This is a genomic window from Streptomyces nodosus, from assembly GCF_008704995.1.
GTDB classification, from domain to species: Bacteria; Actinomycetota; Actinomycetes; order Streptomycetales; family Streptomycetaceae; genus Streptomyces; species Streptomyces nodosus.
In genome coordinates, this window is the sequence record NZ_CP023747.1 from 4,967,069 (window position 1) to 4,984,290 (window position 17,222).

14 protein-coding genes and 1 riboswitch are annotated in these 17,222 nt (G+C 69.1%); of the genes, 5 read left to right on the plus strand and 9 right to left on the minus strand.

Translation table 11 applies throughout. The features are described 5' to 3' along the window. Nucleotides 1-8: 8 nt before the first annotated feature. The 6 genes from CP978_RS22505 to CP978_RS22530 all read right to left on the minus strand — a co-directional run bounded on the left by CP978_RS22505 (nt 9) and on the right by CP978_RS22530 (nt 7,106). The gene (locus CP978_RS22505) at nt 9-1,031 is read right to left on the minus strand and encodes a ribonucleotide-diphosphate reductase subunit beta (RefSeq protein ID WP_043443739.1); all 1,023 of its coding nucleotides are present in this window, start codon (nt 1,029-1,031) and stop codon (nt 9-11) included. Next, the gene (locus tag CP978_RS22510) at nt 1,031-3,406 is read right to left on the minus strand and encodes a ribonucleoside-diphosphate reductase subunit alpha (RefSeq protein WP_043443741.1); all 2,376 of its coding nucleotides are present in this window, start codon (nt 3,404-3,406) and stop codon (nt 1,031-1,033) included. The genes CP978_RS22505 and CP978_RS22510 overlap by 1 nt, the downstream gene beginning before the upstream one ends. Before the next feature lie 120 nt (nt 3,407-3,526). Then, a riboswitch (cobalamin riboswitch) is annotated at nt 3,527-3,664 on the minus strand. 62 nt (nt 3,665-3,726) lie between these two features. Beyond that, on the minus strand, nt 3,727-4,233 hold the full coding sequence (locus CP978_RS22515; RefSeq protein WP_043443742.1) for a GNAT family N-acetyltransferase: 507 nt from the start codon (nt 4,231-4,233) through the stop codon (nt 3,727-3,729). 87 nt (nt 4,234-4,320) lie between these two features. Then, complete coding sequence (mctP, locus tag CP978_RS22520; protein ID WP_043443744.1) at nt 4,321-5,949, minus strand: monocarboxylate uptake permease MctP; 1,629 nt, start codon at nt 5,947-5,949, stop codon at nt 4,321-4,323. Then, entirely contained in the window at nt 5,946-6,212 is a 267-nt protein-coding gene (locus CP978_RS22525; RefSeq protein ID WP_043449284.1) for a DUF3311 domain-containing protein, read from the minus strand. The genes mctP and CP978_RS22525 overlap by 4 nt, the downstream gene beginning before the upstream one ends. A 129-nt stretch (nt 6,213-6,341) precedes the next feature. Continuing rightward, complete coding sequence (locus tag CP978_RS22530) at nt 6,342-7,106, minus strand: GntR family transcriptional regulator (protein ID WP_043443746.1); 765 nt, start codon at nt 7,104-7,106, stop codon at nt 6,342-6,344. A 429-nt stretch (nt 7,107-7,535) separates the two neighbouring features. On the opposite strand from CP978_RS22530, the gene CP978_RS22535 reads away from it, so the two are divergent. From CP978_RS22535 to CP978_RS22550, 4 genes are all read left to right on the plus strand, one after another. Further along, the gene (locus tag CP978_RS22535) at nt 7,536-8,819 is read left to right on the plus strand and encodes an extracellular solute-binding protein (protein WP_043443748.1); all 1,284 of its coding nucleotides are present in this window, start codon (nt 7,536-7,538) and stop codon (nt 8,817-8,819) included. Between the two features lie 170 nt (nt 8,820-8,989). Continuing rightward, a complete protein-coding gene (locus CP978_RS22540; RefSeq protein WP_043443750.1) occupies nt 8,990-9,976 on the plus strand; it encodes a carbohydrate ABC transporter permease in 987 nt (328 codons plus the stop codon). Further along, nucleotides 9,973-10,833, plus strand: coding sequence for a carbohydrate ABC transporter permease (locus CP978_RS22545; RefSeq protein ID WP_043443752.1), 861 nt, complete (start codon nt 9,973-9,975; stop codon nt 10,831-10,833). Before CP978_RS22540 ends, CP978_RS22545 begins: the two co-directional genes overlap by 4 nt. Before the next feature lie 7 nt (nt 10,834-10,840). Further along, nucleotides 10,841-12,334 (plus strand): glycoside hydrolase family 3 protein, encoded by a 1,494-nt coding sequence (locus tag CP978_RS22550; RefSeq protein WP_043443754.1) that lies wholly within the window; start codon nt 10,841-10,843, stop codon nt 12,332-12,334. Between the two features lie 234 nt (nt 12,335-12,568). Here CP978_RS22550 and nagB read toward each other — a convergent pair whose 3' ends face one another. Further along, a complete protein-coding gene (gene nagB / locus CP978_RS22560) occupies nt 12,569-13,354 on the minus strand; it encodes a glucosamine-6-phosphate deaminase (protein WP_043443756.1) in 786 nt (261 codons plus the stop codon). 573 nt (nt 13,355-13,927) lie between these two features. Here nagB and CP978_RS22565 point away from each other — a divergent pair. Continuing rightward, the gene (locus CP978_RS22565; RefSeq protein WP_043443758.1) at nt 13,928-15,394 is read left to right on the plus strand and encodes a sensor histidine kinase; all 1,467 of its coding nucleotides are present in this window, start codon (nt 13,928-13,930) and stop codon (nt 15,392-15,394) included. 231 nt (nt 15,395-15,625) lie between these two features. On the opposite strand, the gene CP978_RS22570 is transcribed toward CP978_RS22565, so the two are convergent. Both CP978_RS22570 and CP978_RS22575 read right to left on the minus strand, forming a co-directional pair. Then, nucleotides 15,626-15,883, minus strand: a complete 258-nt coding sequence (locus CP978_RS22570) for a WhiB family transcriptional regulator (protein WP_043443760.1) — start codon at nt 15,881-15,883, stop codon at nt 15,626-15,628. Between the two features lie 320 nt (nt 15,884-16,203). Beyond that, nucleotides 16,204-17,172 (minus strand): diacylglycerol/lipid kinase family protein, encoded by a 969-nt coding sequence (locus tag CP978_RS22575; protein ID WP_043443762.1) that lies wholly within the window; start codon nt 17,170-17,172, stop codon nt 16,204-16,206. Nucleotides 17,173-17,222 lie beyond the last annotated feature (50 nt).

Consider the following 17,222-nt stretch of genomic DNA (forward strand, 5'->3'; position numbering starts at 1 on the left):
ACCGCCGGTCAGAAGTCCTCGTCCAGGTCGACGGTGCCCTCCACCGCCACCTGGTAGGCCGAGGGACGCCGCTCGAAGAAGTTGGTCAGCTCCTGGACGCCCTGGAGCTCCATGAAGGAGAAGGGGTTCTCGGAGCCGTACACCGGGGCGAAGCCGAGGCGCGTCAGACGCTGGTCGGCGACGCACTCCAGGTACTGCCGCATCGAGGCGGTGTTCATGCCCGGCAGGCCCTCACCGCACAGGTCACGGGCGAACTGCAGCTCGGCCTCGACCGCCTCCCGCAGCATGTCGGTGACCTGCTGCTGAAGCTCGTCGTCGAAGAGCTCCGGCTCCTCCTTGCGCACGGTGTCGACCACGTCGAAGGCGAAGCTCATATGCATCGTCTCGTCGCGGAACACCCAGTTGGTCCCGGTGGCCAGGCCGTGCAGCAGGCCCCGGCTGCGGAACCAGTAGACGTAGGCGAAGGCCCCGTAGAAGAACAGGCCCTCGATGCAGGCGGCGAAGCAGATGAGGTTGAGCAGGAAACGCCGGCGGTCGGCCTTGGACTCCAGCCGGTCGATCTTGTCGACCGAGTCGATCCACTTGAAGCAGAACTCCGCCTTCTCGCGGATCGAGGGGATGCTCTCCACGGCCGCGAAGGCGGCGGCACGGTCCTCCGGGTCCGGGAGGTAGGTGTCCAGCAGGGTCAGATAGAACTGGACGTGGACGGCCTCCTCGAAGAGCTGGCGGGACAGATACAGCCGCGCCTCGGGGGAGTTGATGTGCTTGTAGAGCGTCAGCACCAGGTTGTTGGCCACGATCGAGTCACCGGTCGCGAAGAAGGCCACCAGGCGCCCGATGAGGTGCTGCTCGCCCGGGCTCAGCTTGGCGAGGTCGGCGACGTCGGAGTGGAGGTCGACCTCCTCCACGGTCCAGGTGTTCTTGATGGCGTCCCGGTAGCGCTCGTAGAAGTCGGGATAGCGCATGGGACGCAGGGTCAGCTCGAAGCCCGGATCGAGGAGGTTCTGGTTTCGGGAGGGACGGTCGCTCATCACTGGCAGGCCTCGCAGGTCTCGGGGTTTTCCAGGGAGCAGGCCACGGCGTCGGGGTCGGCGACCTGCTGGACGGGGATGGTGGGCTGCGCCTGGGCGGCGCGGGCGATCCGGGTCGCCGGGCGCGAGCGCAGGTAGTACGTCGTCTTCAGCCCCTGCTTCCAGGCGTACGCGTACATCGAGGAGAGCTTGCCGATGGTCGGCGTCTCCAGGAAGAGGTTCAGCGACTGGGCCTGGTCCAGATACGGGGTCCGGGCGGCCGCCATGTCGATCAGGCCGCGCTGCGGGATCTCCCACGCCGTGCGGTACAGCTTCCGTACGTCCTCGGGGATCCAGACGAAGTCCTGCACCGAGCCGTTGGCCTCGCGCAGCGCCTCACGGGTGCGGGCGTCCCAGACGCCGAGCGCCTTGAGGTCCTTCACCAGATACGAGTTGACCTGGAGGAACTCACCGGACAGGGTCTCGCGCTTGAACAGGTTGGAGACCTGCGGCTCGATGCACTCGTAGACACCGGCGATGGAGGCGATGGTCGCGGTCGGGGCGATGGCCAGCAGCAGCGTGTTGCGCATGCCGACGGTCGCGACGCGCTCCCGCAGGGCCGCCCAGCGCTCCGGCCAGGTGGGCTCGACGCCGTAGTGGTCCGGGTGCAGCACGCCCCGGGCCGCGCGGGTCTTCTCCCAGGAGGGCGGCGTGCCGTTGCGCTCGGCGAGGTCGGCGGAGGCCTCGTAGGCGGCGAGCATGATGCGCTCGGCGATCCGGGTGGAGAGCTTCCTGGCCTCGGGGGAGTCGAAGGGCAGGCGCAGTTGGAAGAAGACGTCCTGCAGACCCATGGCGCCCAGGCCGACGGGACGCCACTGGGCGTTGGAGTGCCGGGCCTGCTCGGTCGGGTAGAAGTTGATGTCGACGACGCGGTCGAGGAAGGTGACGGCGGTGCGCACGGTGGCGTCCAGCCGCTCCCAGTCCATGTCGTCCTTCGCCGGGTCGACGAACGCGCCCAGGTTGACGGAGCCCAGGTTGCAGACCGCGGTCTCGTCGTCGTTGGTGACCTCCAGGATCTCCGTGCAGAGGTTGGAGGAGTGCACGACATGGCCCGGCTCGGCCGTCTGGTTGGCGGTGCGGTTGGCGGCGTCCTTGAAGGTCATCCAGCCGTTGCCGGTCTGGGCGAGGGTGCGCATCATCCGGCCGTACAGGTCCCGGGCCGGCATCGTCTTCTTCGCCAGGCCCGCCGCCTCCGCCTTGCGGTAGGCGGCGTCGAACTCCTCGCCCCAGAGGTCGACCAGTTCCGGCACATCGGACGGGGAGAACAGCGACCAGGTCCCGTCGGAGTCGACCCGGCGCATGAACTCGTCCGGGATCCAGTGCGCCAGATTGAGGTTGTGCGTACGGCGGGCGTCCTCGCCGGTGTTGTCGCGCAGCTCCAGGAACTCCTCGATGTCGGAGTGCCAGGTCTCCAGATAGACGGCGGCGGCACCCTTGCGGCGCCCGCCCTGGTTCACCGCGGCGACCGAGGCGTCCAGGGTCTTCAGGAACGGGACGATGCCGTTGGAGTGCCCGTTGGTGCCCCGGATCAGGGAGCCGCGGGAGCGGATGCGGGAGTACGAGAGGCCGATGCCGCCGGCGTGCTTGGACAGGCGGGCGACCTGGTGGTAGCGCTCGTAGAGGGAGTCCAGCTCGTCCAGCGGGGAGTCCAGCAGATAGCAGGAGGACATCTGCGGGTGCCGGGTGCCGGAGTTGAAGAGGGTGGGGGAGGAGGGCAGATAGTCCAGACGGCTCATCAGCCCGTAGAGCGCGGCGACCTCGTCCACGGCACGGGCGCTGTCGTCCTCGGCGAGGCCGGAGGCCACCCGCAGCATGAAGTGCTGAGGCGTCTCGATGACCTTGCGGGTGATCGGGTGCCGCAGGAGGTAGCGGCTGTGCAGGGTGCGCAGGCCGAAGTAGCCGAAGCGGTCGTCGGCCCCCTCGTCGATCAGCGCGTCCAGGCGGGAGGCGTGCAGGCGCACGAACTCCGCGGTGCGGTCGGCGATCAGGCCCTCGCGGTGCCCGACGGAGATGGAGCCCGTGAAGGAGGCGACGCCCTGCGAGGCGGCCTCGGCCCGGATCGCGATCGTCAGCAGCCGGGCCGCCAGCCGGGAGTAGGCGGGGTCCTCGGAGATGAGTCCCGCGGCGGCCTCCGTGGCCAGCTCGCGCAGCTCCGCCTCGTCCGCACGGGCGGACCGGCCGCGCAGCGCGGCGGCGGCGACCCGGCCGGGGTCGGCGTCGGGGAGGTCGGCGGTCAGCTCGGTCAGGGTCCGCAGCAGTGCGGTACCGGGACCGTCTGCCACCGTCGACGTCATGGACGGTGTCGCTGAAGCCGGATCGGCTGGCGCGATGGTCACGTGGGGCTCTCCCTCGCTCGGCACGGGGCCCGGCGGAGGGCAGGGGGCAGCCACGAGCGCGCGCGGCGTCGTGTCCGCCGGCCCACTCCACGAGGCCCGGACGGCAGCGCCCGGGCCGGACGGCCGGGCGCGCTGTCGGCAGGTCCTCGGACTGACGCTCGGGCGCACACCTCGGGGGCGAACACGCACAAGTACACCGTTGCGGGACAGTTCCGGATTCGCACCGGATTCCCCTGCGGCGACAGCGAGCACGAGCATACATCTTGTGCCGGGTCGCGGTGGCACCCCCAGATGTTGTGCCGCATCGGTTCCGGAGTGTGTCAGAGTGTCAACTGATAGGTGAGAAGGGTGAGGTCGTCCAGGTGGGGCAGAGGGTTCCAGTCGCGGTCCGGTGAGCGGGTGAATCCGAGGCGTTCATAGATGCGGTGGGCGGTGTGCATGGAGCGCTGGGTGGACAGCACCAGGCCCCTTTGCCCTGGCACGGCCCTGGCGCGCTCCACACAGGCGCGCACGAGGGCCTCGCCGATCCCGCGCCCGCGGGCGGCGTGGTCGACGGCGAGCATCCGCATCTCGGCCTCCCCGGGGCCGGCGATGTCGGCCATGGGTCCGCCGTCCGGCACGAAGGTCACCCCGCCGAGCACCCGGTCCCGCTCGACGGCGACCAGCACCTCGGCGGCTGCGGCCCGCTTGGCGACGTTCCTCAGCTCACCCAGATAGGCGTCGTCGTCCCCGAAGTCGAGCAGTCCGTCCCGGAGGTAGGCCCGGGCGGTGATCTCGCCGAGGGTCTCGTACTCGTCGGGGGTGGCCGGTCTGATGATGATGTCCATACGGCCGAGTCTGCACGACCGGAATGCCGTCGGGCCGCCGGATTCCACCGACGGCCCGACGCCTCGCACCTAGTGCCCCGACAGGCACTAGTGGGAAGACCCGGCGGTGGCCGGTGGCAGTTCCACCTGGACGTGCGGGTCGCCCGCGTCCGCCGTGTAGTCGTCCGGCCTGGTCTCGTCGACGCCCTCGGGGGCCTTGAGGGCCTTCAGGACGAAGGTCAGCACCACGGTGACCACGACGTTCAGCACGAACGCGGTCAGGCCGATGTAACCGATCTCACCGATGCCCGGGATCTCCTTCGCCGAGCCCCCGAAGTGCTTCTGGGTCGGGGAGGCGACCCCGTACGCGGCGACCGTGCCGTAGACCATGCCGACCGCCCAGCCCGCCAGCAGTGCCCAGCGGTGGAACCAGCGGGTGAACAGACCGCCGACCAGGGCCGGGAAGGTCTGCAGGATCCAGATGCCGCCGAGCAGCTGGAAGTTGATGGCCACCGTCTTGTCCATGGTGAGGACGAAGACCAGGGCGCCCACCTTCACCAGCAGCGACACGATCTTGGAGACCCTGGTCTCCTGACGGGCGGTGGCGGCCGGGTTGATGAAGTCCTTGTAGATGTTGCGGGTGAAGAGGTTCGCGGCCGCGATGGACATGATGGCCGCCGGCACCAGTGCCCCGATGCCGATCGCCGCGAACGCCACGCCCGCGAACCAGTCCGGGAACATGTTCTCGAAGAGCTGCGGGATGGCCAGCTGCCCGTTGTCGACCTTGACCCCCGCCGCGATCGCCATGAACCCCAGCAGCGCCAGCAGCCCCAGCATCAGCGAGTAGATCGGCAGGATCGTGGTGTTGCGGCGGATCACCTCACGGCTCCTGGACGACAGGGTCGCGGTGATCGAGTGCGGGTACATGAACAGCGCGAGCGCGGAGCCCAGGGCCAGGGTGGCATAGGTCCACTGGCCCGCCTCCGGTGGCGCCAGGGCCCCGCGCGGTTTGCCGGTCGCCGGGTTGACCTGGCTGAACGCCTCGCCCGCCTTGCTGAAGACCGCGTCGAAGCCGCCCAGCTTGATCGGGATGTAGATGATCGCCACCGCGATGACGATGTAGATCAGCGTGTCCTTCACGAACGCGATCAGGGCGGGCGCCCGCAGCCCCGACGAGTAGGTGTACGCCGCCAGCACGCCGAAGGCGATCAGCAGCGGCAGGTCCTTCACGAACCGGTTGGTGTCGTCACCGCCGCCCACCCCCATCACGTCCAGCACCGCCTGGATGCCGACCAGCTGGAGGGCGATATAGGGCATGGTCGCCAGGATGCCGGTGACCGCCATCGCCAGTGACAGGCTCTTCGAACCGAAGCGGCCGCGCACGAAGTCCGAGGTCGTGACGTATCCGTGGCGGTGCGAGACCGACCACAGCCGCGGCAGGAAGGTGAAGATCAGCGGGTAGACCAGGATGGTGTACGGCACCGCGAAGAAGCCGGAGGCACCGGCCGCGTAGATCGCCGCGGGCACGGCCACGAAGGTGTAGGCCGTGTACAGGTCGCCGCCGAGCAGGAACCAGGTGACCCAGGTGCCGAACGACCGGCCGCCGAGGCCCCATTCGTCGAGGCTGTGCTCGTTGTCGGCTTTGCGCCAGCGCGCCGCCAGGAAGCCCAGGACCGTGACGGCCAGGAAGAAGAAGATGAAGACGCCGAGCGCGACGCCGTTCACGCCGTCCTTCATCGCTCCGCACCGCCCTTCCGGCCGACGCGGGCGCGCTGGTCACGCTTCCACAGCTGGTACGCGGTCAGCGTCAGGGCGGTGGAGATCAGCACCCACAGCATCTGGTACCAGTAGAAGAACGGGATACCGATGAAGGCGGGGTCGGTTCTGGCGTAGGAGCCGACCCACAGCATCGCGACAAACGGCGCTGAAAGACACAGGGCGATGGCGACGCGTAACGGCGTCACCACAGCGCTCCTGCTCACATCCGGCTGATTCGACATCTGGAGCTCCGTCCCCATCGACCAACGACTCATGGATCATCGATCTATTGATCACCGATGTAGCGCGCAGGAAATCTAGGTGACGTCGTCGAGGAGCGGAACCCTTTGGGCGGATGCTGCGGGGCGGCCTCAGTCCTGCGGGCGCTTCAGCCGCGCCACGAACTTGTAGCGGTCCCCCCGGTAGACGGACCGCACCCACTCCACCGGCTGGCCGTCCCGGTCCAGCGAGTGCCGGGAGAGCATCAGCATCGGCAGGCCCACGTCGGTGCCGAGCAGCCCCGCCTCACGCGGTGTGGCCAGCGAGGTCTCGATGGTCTCCTCGGCCTCGGCCAGATGGACGCCGTAGACCTCCGCGAGCGCCGTGTACAGGGAGGTGTACTTGACCAGCGACCGGCGCAGCGCCGGGAAGCGCTTGGCGGACAGATGCGTCGTCTCGATCGCCATCGGCTCGCCGCTCGCCAGCCGCAGCCGCTCGATGCGCAGTACCCGGCCGCCGGCCGAGATGTCGAGCAGCCCGGCGAGGGAGTCGTCGGCGGTGACATAGCCGATGTCCAGCAATTGGGACGTCGGTTCCAGGCCCTGGGCGCGCATGTCCTCGGTGTACGAGGTGAGTTGCAGCGCCTGCGAGACCTTGGGCTTGGCGACGAAGGTCCCCTTGCCCTGGATGCGTTCGAGCCGCCCCTCGACGACCAGCTCCTGGAGGGCCTGGCGCACGGTCGTGCGCGATGTGTCGAACTCCGCGGCCAGGGTGCGCTCGGGCGGCACCGGGGTACCGGGCGGCAGCGTCTCCGTCATCTCGAGCAGATGCTTCTTCAGACGGTAGTACTTGGGCACGCGCGCGGTGCGGACGGTCGCCCCGCCCTCGTTCTCCGCACTGCTGACGTCGGTGCTCATGGTCTGCCTTCCCGGCTCCGGATGCCGAAGGGACCGACAGGCGGACGGTCCCGGCTCACATCGTGGCACGGCCGCACATCCGGGACGCCCCGCACGCACGCTCCGCGCGTCCCCGTCACGCCGTCGGGGATCCCCTCTGTATACCGTCGGCGTCCCCTGTGGTCTAGTCCAGCAAAGTCATCGTGGCCGGGTGGGTGCGCCTCCAGTGGTCCACCCGATTTCGCTGGCTTCCTAGTTAAAGGTTCTTGCATATGTAGGTCCCGTAACGGACGTTCTGAGCGCGGTAAACACCCTTGACACACCTATTGGTCTGGGCCAGGCTTCCCCGCACTGGTCTACACCATTGGTCCAGTCCCGGCCCCACGGGCGGTACAGGTCGTCAGTCGCCGCGGGGACAGGGGGGTTTGTGGCATCCCTGAGGAGGGTGGCGTGAAGCGCAAGCTGACAGCCGCGATCGGTATCGCGGGCATGATGGTCTCCATCGCGGCGTGCGGGGGCGGGGACAAGTCCGAGGGATCGGACGGCGGGGCGAACGCCAAGGAGCTCACCGTCTGGCTGGCGGTCGACGCCCAGAACAACTGGCCCGAGCTGGTGAAGGCCGCCGATGACGCGGTGAAGAAGAAGCACCCCGGCCTCAAGATCAAGCACGAGTACTACGGCTGGCAGGACAAGAACACCAAGCTCGACGCGGTTCTCGCCACCGACAAGACGCCCGATGTGGTCGAGATGGGCAACACCGAGATGCTCGGCTACATGGTCAAGGGTGCCTTCGCCCCCGTCGACGCCGCCAAGTTCGACAACGCCGACCAGTGGCTGGACGGCCTCAAGGCCTCGGTCACCTACGAGGGCAAGACCTATGGCGTCCCCTACTACGCCGGCGGCCGTGTCGCCAACTGGCGCAAGGACGTCGCCGCCGCGGCCGGCGTCAAGACGACCCCGAAGACGTACAAGGAACTGACCGCCGCCCTGGACAAGATCCAGAAGAAGCAGGGCGACAAGTTCAACGCCTGGTACCAGCCGACCCGCGACTGGTACGCGGCGATGTCCTTCGTCTATGACGCGGGCGGCTCGATCGCCAAGGAGGAGGGCGGCCAGTGGAAGGCCAACCTCTCCTCGCCGGAGTCCCTCAAGGGCCTCAACGAGTTCAAGACGATCGTCGACAAGTACATGCACGGCGACAAGACCAAGGACGAGTCCGACCGGTACATCGTCTACGGCCAGGGCAAGTCCGCCATGATCTTCGGTGCCGCCTGGGAGGGCGCCGGCGCGGCCGACCCCAAGAACGACAAGACCGGCAAGCTCAAGGACAACCTCGAGAACTTCGTGATGCCCGGCCCGTCCGGCAACAACATCCCGGTGTTCCTGGGCGGTTCCGACCTCGCGATCCCGGTGAAGTCCAAGGCGCAGGACCTGGCCGCCGAGTGGATCAACGCGCTCACCGGCCCCGAGGGCCAGAAGGGCCTGATGGGCAAGGGCAACCTGCCCAACAACAAGGCCGACCTCGCCACCCTGAAGGACGACCCGGCGACGGTGGTCCCGGCCACCGCGGCCGAGTCCAACTGGTTCGTCCCGATGGCGCCGGGCTGGGGCCAGGTCGAGAAGGCGCAGACCCTGCAGACCATGCTGCAGAGCATCGGCACCGGCAAGAAGTCGGTCGAGGACGCGGCCAAGGAAGCGGACGCCGCGATCGACAAGGTCATCAACACCAAGTGAGCTGAGCGCAGGGCCCCGCCGGCCCCGGAGATCTCCGGAGGCGGGGCCCTGCCTCTCGCACGACCGTCGCCGCAGCCCCGCCCCGGTGCGGGCGTGCGCGGTCTCGCCTTCGTACGACCGTGCGGGGTCTCGCCCTCGTACGACCTGAGGGACCCCTTGAGGAGCGCGCCATGAGTGCCGCAGACACGACCAGCCCCGTCAAGGTGCCGCCGCCGCGACCGGCGCCGCCGCCGGCCACCGCGAAGGAGCCGGGAAGAACGCGGACCTCGGGCGGGGCCGCCGTCCCCTGGGTGCTGCTCGCCCCCTGCCTGCTGGTCCTCGCCCTGGTGATGGGCTATCCGCTGGTCCGCCTGGTCACCCTCTCCTTCCAGAAGTTCGGCCAGTCCCAGCTCTGGGGCTTCCAGCCCGCCGAGTCGGTCGGCTTCGACAACTTCGCGGAGGTGCTCGGGGACAGCACCTTCTGGGCGGTCGTGCTGCGCACGATCCTCTTCGCCGCCGGTTCGGTGATCTTCACCATGGTCGCCGGCATGCTGATCGCGCTGCTGCTCCAGCGGGTCTCCGGCTGGGTGAAGACCCTGATCAACATCGCCCTGGTGGCCAGCTGGGGCATGCCGATCATCGTCGCGACCACGGTTTTCAAATGGCTCTTCGACGCGGACTACGGCATCTTCAACGCGCTGCTGAGCAAGCTGCCCGGCGTCGACATGATCGGCCACAACTGGTTCGCGAGCGGACCGCAGGGCCTGGTCGTGATCATGCTTCTGGTGGTCTGGGGCGCCGTCCCGTTCGTGGTCATCACGCTCAGCGCGGGCCTCACCCAGGTGCCGAAGGAACTGGAGGAGGCGGCCCGGCTCGACGGAGCGGGGTACTGGGGGGTCTTCCGCCATGTCACCCTCCCGATCCTCAAGCCGATCATCGTGATGCTCACGACCCTCTCGGTCATCTGGGACATGGGCGTCTTCCCGCAGGTCTTCGTGATGCGCGGCGGCCACCCCGAGGCCGAGTTCCAACTGCTCACCACGTACTCGTACGACAAGGCGTTCGTGGTCAACGACTACGCACAGGGCTCGGCGATCGCACTGCTCACCGTGCTGCTGCTGCTCGGCGTGGTCGCCGTCTATATGCGCCAGATGCTGAAGATCGGAGAGGTGGAATGAGCGCCACGACCGTGTCCGGCGCCCCCGCCCGGCGCCGCCGGGGGACGTCCAAGCTCGGCTGGAACCTCCTCGGCCTGCTGGTCTTCGTCACCGCGGGCTTCCCCGCCTACTGGATGGTCGACACCGCCTTCAAACCGGCCAAGGACGCCATCGACCCGGACCCCAGCCTGCTGCCGACGGGCCTCACCCTGGGCAACTTCCGCCGGGCGCTGGACATCGCGGACTTCTGGGGGCCGGTCGGCCGCAGCCTGATCGTGTCGCTGTCGGTGGTCGTGATCGGCGTCGTCGTCGGCATGCTGGCCGCGCTCGCCATCTCGCGGTTCGCCTTCCGCGGCCGGAAGATCGTGATCGTGGGCATCCTGGCGGTCCAGATGGTTCCGCTGGTCGCCATGATCATCCCGGTCTTCCTGCTCCTCAACGACCTCGGCCAGTACGACAAGCTGACGGGCCTGATCATCACCTACCTCACCTTCATCCTCCCGTTCACGGTGTGGACGCTGCGTGGGTTCGTGGTCAACATCCCGCGCGAACTGGAGGAGGCGGCGATGGTCGACGGCTGCTCGCGCACGGGCGCGTTCCTGCGCGTGGTCTTCCCGCTGCTCGCCCCCGGCCTGGTCGCCACCTCGGTCTACGGCTTCATCCAGGCCTGGAACGAGTATCTGTACGCCCTGATGCTGATGAGCCAGGAGAACCAGACCGCGACCGTCTGGCTCGGAAACTTCACCACCAAGCACGGTACCGAGTACGCCCCGATGATGGCGGGCTCCACGATGATGGCTGTGCCGATCGTCGTTCTCTTCCTCCTCGTCCAGCGCAAGATGGCCGCGGGCCTCACCGCGGGCGCCGTGAAGGGATGACCACCCGATGACGACATTCGCCCGTGGTACCGACACCCTGACGCGTGACGCGCTGACGGTCCTCCAGCCGGGATTCACCGGTACCACCGCCCCCGACTGGCTGCTGCGCCGCCTCGGCGAAGGACTGGCCTCGGTGGGCCTGTTCGGCCGGAACATCGCCTCACCCGAACAGCTCCGGTCCTTGACGGCCCAGCTGCGGGCCGAACGGGAGGACGTACTGGTCGCGATCGACGAGGAGGGCGGTGATGTCACCCGTCTGGAGGTGAGAACGGGATCCTCCTTCCCCGGCAACCACGCCCTGGGCGCGGTGGACGACGTCGATCTGACCTACCGGGTGGCGCAGGAACTCGGCCGCCGGCTCGCCCGGTGCGGGGTGAACCTCAACTGGGCTCCCTCGGCCGACGTGAACTCCAACCCCGCGAACCCGGTGATCGGCGTACGGTCCTTCGGGGCCGACACCGCACGGGTGGCCCGGCACACCGCCGCCTATGTGGGCGGGCTCCAGTCGGCCGGGGTCGCCGCCTGCACCAAGCACTTCCCCGGGCACGGGGACACCGCGGTCGACTCCCACCACGCGATGCCACGCATCGACGCGGACCCCGAGGTGCTCCAGGAACGCGAACTCGCCCCGTTCCGGGCGGCCGTCGAGGCCGGCACCCGCGCGGTGATGAGCGCGCACATCCTGGTCCCGGCGCTGGACCCGGACCGTCCGGCGACGTTGTCGCGTCGCATCCTGACCGAGCTGCTCCGCGGCGAGCTCGGCTACGACGGACTGATCGTCACCGACGGCATGGAGATGCGGGCCATCGCCGACACCCATGGCATCGAACGCGGGAGCGTCCTCGCCGTCGCGGCCGGGGCGGACGCCATCTGTGTGGGCGGCGGCCTCGCGGACGACGAGACGGTACGGCGGCTGCGGGACGCCCTGGTCTCGGCCGTGCGCTCGGGCGAACTGGCCGAGGAGCGGCTCGCCGAGGCGGCGGACCGGGTGCGGGCGCTGGCCCGGTGGACCGCCTCGGCGGCACCGCGGGGGGCGGACGAGCCCGAGGGCGACGGCGCCGACGTCGGGCTGCTCGCGGCCCGGCGCGCGCTGACGGTCACCGGTGCGGAGGACTTCACCCCGCTCACCGAACCGCCCTATGTCGCCGCGCTCACCCCTGTCGCGAACATCGCGGTGGGCGAGGAGACCCCCTGGGGGGTGGCGGCGGAGCTCCTCCGGATGCTGCCCGGCACCGAGACCGGCAGCTTCTCGGGCGAGGACGCGGGGCGGGCGGTGTTGGAGGCCGCCGGAGCGCGCCGGATCGTGGCGGTGGTCCGCGACGAACACCGCCACCCCTGGATGGCCCGGGCCCTCGACACCCTGCTCGCGGGGCGGCCCGGCACGATCGTGGTCGAGATGGGCGTCCCCCAGGCCGCCCCCCGCGGCGCCCTGCACATCGCCACACACGGGGCGGCACGGGTGTGCGGCCGGGCGGCGGCGGAGGTCATCGCGGGCCGCTGAGAGCAGGACGGACCCTGGGCCTGTCGCGAAAGTCCCGCCTGCCTCGCGACCCCATGCACGCACTCTCGCCGCACCGGGCCCAGACCCGAGTACATCCGGTACGAGGGCCAGGCCCGGCACGCCGAGAGCACGCACCTGACGTCGCGAGGCCCGCCCTCCGGGCGGACGACGGGACCTTCGCGACAGGCCCAGGCGCCGGATCCCCCCGGGACCCGGCGCCTTGCTCCCGCTCGTTCAGATGCCCTGCCAGTCGGGCTTGTGGGCGTAGCTGTACCGGTAGTAGCCGGCCAGCTCCAGCTCGGACGCGGCGGCCTCGTCGACGACGACCGTCGCGTGCGGGTGGAGCTGGAGCGCGGTCGCCGGGCAGATCGCGGCGACCGGGCCCTCGACGGTCGCGGCGATCGCGTCCGCCTTGCCCGCGCCGGTGGCGAGCAGCACCAGATGCCGTGCCTCCAGGATGGTCCCGATGCCCTGGGTGATCACATGGTGCGGCACCTGCTCGATGTCGTCGTCGAAGAAGCGCGCGTTGTCGATCCGGGTCTGCTCGGTCAGCGTCTTGATCCGGGTGCGCGAGGCGAGCGAGGAGCACGGCTCGTTGAACCCGATGTGCCCGTCGGTGCCGATGCCGAGCAGCTGGAGGTCCACCCCGCCGGCCGCGGACAGCGCCCGGTCGTACGCCTCGCACGCGGCCCGTACGTCCTCGGCCGTGCCGTCGGGGCCCATGAACCCGTCCATGCCGATGCCGAGCGGCTCCAGCACCTCGCGGCGCAGCACCGAACGGTACGACTCGGGATGCTCGGCCGGCAGCCCCACATATTCGTCGAGCTGTGCGATCCGGGCCCGCGAGGTGTCCACCGCCTCGGAGCGCACCTTCGCCGCCAGCGCCTCGTACACGGGCAGGGGGGTGGAGCCGGTGGCCACACCGAGCAGGGCGTCGGGCTTGCGCCGCAGCAGCTGGGCCATGGCCTCGGCGATGAGCTCGCCGCCCGCCTTGGCGTCCGGGACGATGACAACTTCCACGCTGGGCCTGCCGTTCTGGAGAGAGGCTCGCCGGGGAACCTGAGGAGATGTGGTATAGACCAATCTAGCAGAGTTGATTCTTCGGGGAAGGGCCGGGGACGCGGCCCCGGGTCCGGGCCGAGGGCGGCCGTGCCGTGCGTGAATCGCCGGTGGACCTCCGATAAAAAGACCACAACAAACGTCCGTCGACGCATGGACAAACCCACCGCGGCACGGGGAACATGGTCCCCGACGTGGTCTAGTCCAGACGTGGACCGACTGGGTAAAGTAAGTAAAGCCACTCGCCGTACGGGCGAGAAGACGCGACGCACAGTCCTCCGTCTTCCCCGCACAGGAAGACGGACCGAGGATCCGGCGCTCTCTGCCCTGACTGCTCCGGCTCCTCGGCCTTCGGCCGACCGGGACCGCACACCCTCGGCCGTTGTTGCTCCGGGCTGCGGTGCCGGGAGGGTTGAGGGTCCCTCCCAGGCGCCGCGGCCCGTGGGTGTTCCCGGGGCGTAGCGGGCCTCTCCGGCGCGCGGCTGATTTCGAACGACGTCCGAATGCCCGGGTACCCTCGCTGATGTGCCCTCCATGAACGAACTGGTCCGCCAGCACACCTCTCTCGGCGACTCCGACCTGGAGTGGCTGCATCTGCTGGTGTCGGAGTGGCAGCTGCTCTCCGATCTCTCCTTCGCCGACCTGGTCCTGTGGGTGCCCACGCGCGACGGCGTACGGTATGTGTCGGTGGCCCAGATGCGCCCCAACACCGGCCCCACCTCCTACCAGGACGACATGGTCGGCCATCTCGTCCCCCGGGGCCGCCGCCCCATGCTGGACGCCGCCCTGGACGAGGGGCGGATCGTCCGGGAGGGCGACCCGGAGTGGCGTGAGGAGGTCCCGGTCCGGGTCGAGTCCATCCCCGTGCGGCGCGAGGGCCGGGTCCTCGGTGTCATCGCGCGCAACACCAATCTGCTCACCGTGCGGACCCCGAGCCGGCTGGAGCTGACCTATCTGCAGAGCGCCTCCGACCTGGCGCAGATGATCGCGGCCGGCTCCTTCCCGTTCCCCGGCCAGCAGGTCGACATGGACGCCTCGCCGCGTGTCGGCGACGGGCTGATCCGGCTGGACGCGGACGGCGTCGTCACCTACGCCTCACCGAACGCGCTGTCGGCGTACCACCGTCTGGGGCTCGCCGCCGACCTGGTCGGCCATCACCTCGGGGAGGCCACCGCCGAGCTCGCTCCCTCCCGGGGGCCGGTGGACGAGGCGCTCGTGAAGGTCGCCAGCGGCTGGGCCCCGCGCGACTTCGAGATCGAGGCGCACGACGGGGTGATCCAGTTCCGGGCGATCCCTCTCAAGCCCAAGGGCACCCGTATCGGTTCGCTCGTCCTGCTCCGGGACGTGACCGAACTGCGCCGTCGCGAACGCGAGTTGATGACCAAGGACGCCACCATCCGGGAGATCCACCACCGGGTGAAGAACAACCTCCAGACGGTCGCCGCCCTGCTCCGCCTCCAGGCCCGCCGGATCGAGTCCCAGCGGGGGCGCGAGGCCCTGGAGGAGGCCGTGCGGAGGGTCGGCTCGATCGCGATCGTGCATGAGACGCTGTCTCAGAACCTGGACGAGCGGGTGGAGTTCGACGAGATCGCCGACCGGGTGCTGGCGATGGTCGCCGAGATCTCGCCCGGCATGGTCACCGGCCGGCGCAGCGGCCGCTTCGGGATCCTGGACGCCGAGGTCGCGACGCCGCTCTCCATGGTGCTGACCGAGATTCTGCAGAACGCCCTGGAACACGGCTTCCGTCCGGGTGACACCGGCACGGTCGAGGTGTCGGCGGTCCGCGGCGGTACGACGAAGGAGGCCCGGCTCCTGGTCACGGTCCAGGACGACGGCATCGGTCTGCCCGAGGGCTTCGACCCGCACACGGCGGGCAACCTGGGCCTGCAGATCGTGCGGACGCTGGTGGAGGGCGAACTGGGCGGCGCCTTCGACATGGTCCCGGCTCCGGAGCGCGGCACCCGGGTGATCCTGGACATTCCGGTGCGCTCCCACAAGTGACCCCGCCTCACCGCGACACCGGCGAGCGGTCCTTCGCACAGCAATGAGCCCCGGACCACGAGTGGTCCGGGGCCAAAAGCTGTGTGCCAGCTGATTGCGCTGGAAACTCCCTGGTCGAGCTGGGTCGAGAGCCTGGGGAGTGTCGGGGGTACTGCGCACTGCGGCTCGGAGGCGGGAGATGCGTACTCGCTGTACGCGCCGCCAAGCTCAGGCTCGTACGGGGTGGGTGTGTCAGGCGGTGGCCTGACGGGCCCGGTTGCGGGCGGCGCGGCGCTTCATGGCGCGGCGCTCGTCCTCGCTGAGGCCACCCCAGACGCCGGAGTCCTGACCGGACTCGAGCGCCCACTGCAGGCACTGCTCGACAACCGGGCAGCGACGGCAGACGGCCTTGGCTTCCTCGATCTGCAGCAGCGCAGGACCGGTGTTGCCGATGGGGAAGAAGAGCTCGGGGTCTTCCTCGCGGCAAACGGCGTTGTGACGCCAGTCCATGGCTGTTACCTCTCCGTGGTGTTACGTGCAGATTTGCTTGTGAATGTGAACGCTTTCACGAATCCCTCAACAAGTGAAGGGCCGATCGCCAGACGTGCTGACGTGGTCCTGTGGATTGAGGTGGGATTCGGGCTCTCCGTGGGGGCCGGTGTTGCGGGCCGTCCCGAGCGCCACGTAGAGATTCGCAAACCTCGGCGGCGGATACAACCCCTTCCGGAAAGTTTTTTTTGATTCCTTGGTGTCGACTAGGTCACAGCCGTACTTCCAAGGGGTGGATCGTGGCTTAAACGTTCGACTGAAAGGACTTTAGCCCCTTCTGCTCACACAATCACACGCAGTGCACGGCGTACGCCTGTGAACGTCACGCTCGTACGCAGTCCGAGGTGGTCGCCGTCCATCTGCAGGGGGAGCGGCACCTTCGAATGCAAGGTGAAGCCGCTCAGATCGTGCAGCGAGACCACATGCTTCCCGCGGGGTCCATACTCGGGGGACGAAGTGAGCAATTGGGTTGCATACCGGGCAATCGAGGCGGGTGACATCCGACTGAGGGCGAGGACGTCGAGCCCGGTGTCGAACGAGGCCTTAGGTGATGCGTACACCGGACGATTGCCCAGAAACGTCCAGGGTGCCGTGTTGCAGACTATGGACAGCACAAGACCGGTGAGCGGTTCCTCGCCCTCCCGCTCCAGGGTGATCGGACCCTGACTGCGGTGCGGATCGTCCAGAAACTGACGTACCACCTGGCGCAGATACAGCGCATGGGTGGAGCGCTTGCCCCGCTCCCGCTGCTGCTCGACCCGGCCGACCACCCCCGCGTCGAAACCGAGACCCGCGTTGAAGGTGAACCAACGGGAGGGCGTCGCCTCGTCCTTGGTGCCCGGGGTCCCCGCGACGAGTCCGAGTCCGACGGTGCGCTCGCGCTTCTCGCGCAGGGCGTCGAGGATCGCTCCGGTGGCCTCCACGGCGTCGTTGGGCAGGCCGAGGGCGCGGGCGAAGACATTGGTCGAGCCGCCGGGGACCACGGCGAGGCGGGGGAGGCGGTCGGGGTCGGGGCCGTGGTGCAGCAGACCGTTGACGACCTCGTTGACCGTGCCGTCACCGCCGAGCGCCACCACCAGCTCGACGTCCTCGCTCTCCGCTGCCAGCCGGCCGATGTCCCGGGCGTGTCCCCGGTACTCGGTGGTGACCGCCTCCAGCTTCATCTCGCTCGCCAGCGCGTGGATCAGTACGTCACGGGTGCGTGCACTTGTGGTGGTAGCCGCCGGATTGACCACGAGAAGTGCACGCATGGGGTGCAGCGTACCTACGGGGCGGTGGACGGCCCACACCGAGGTAGGGA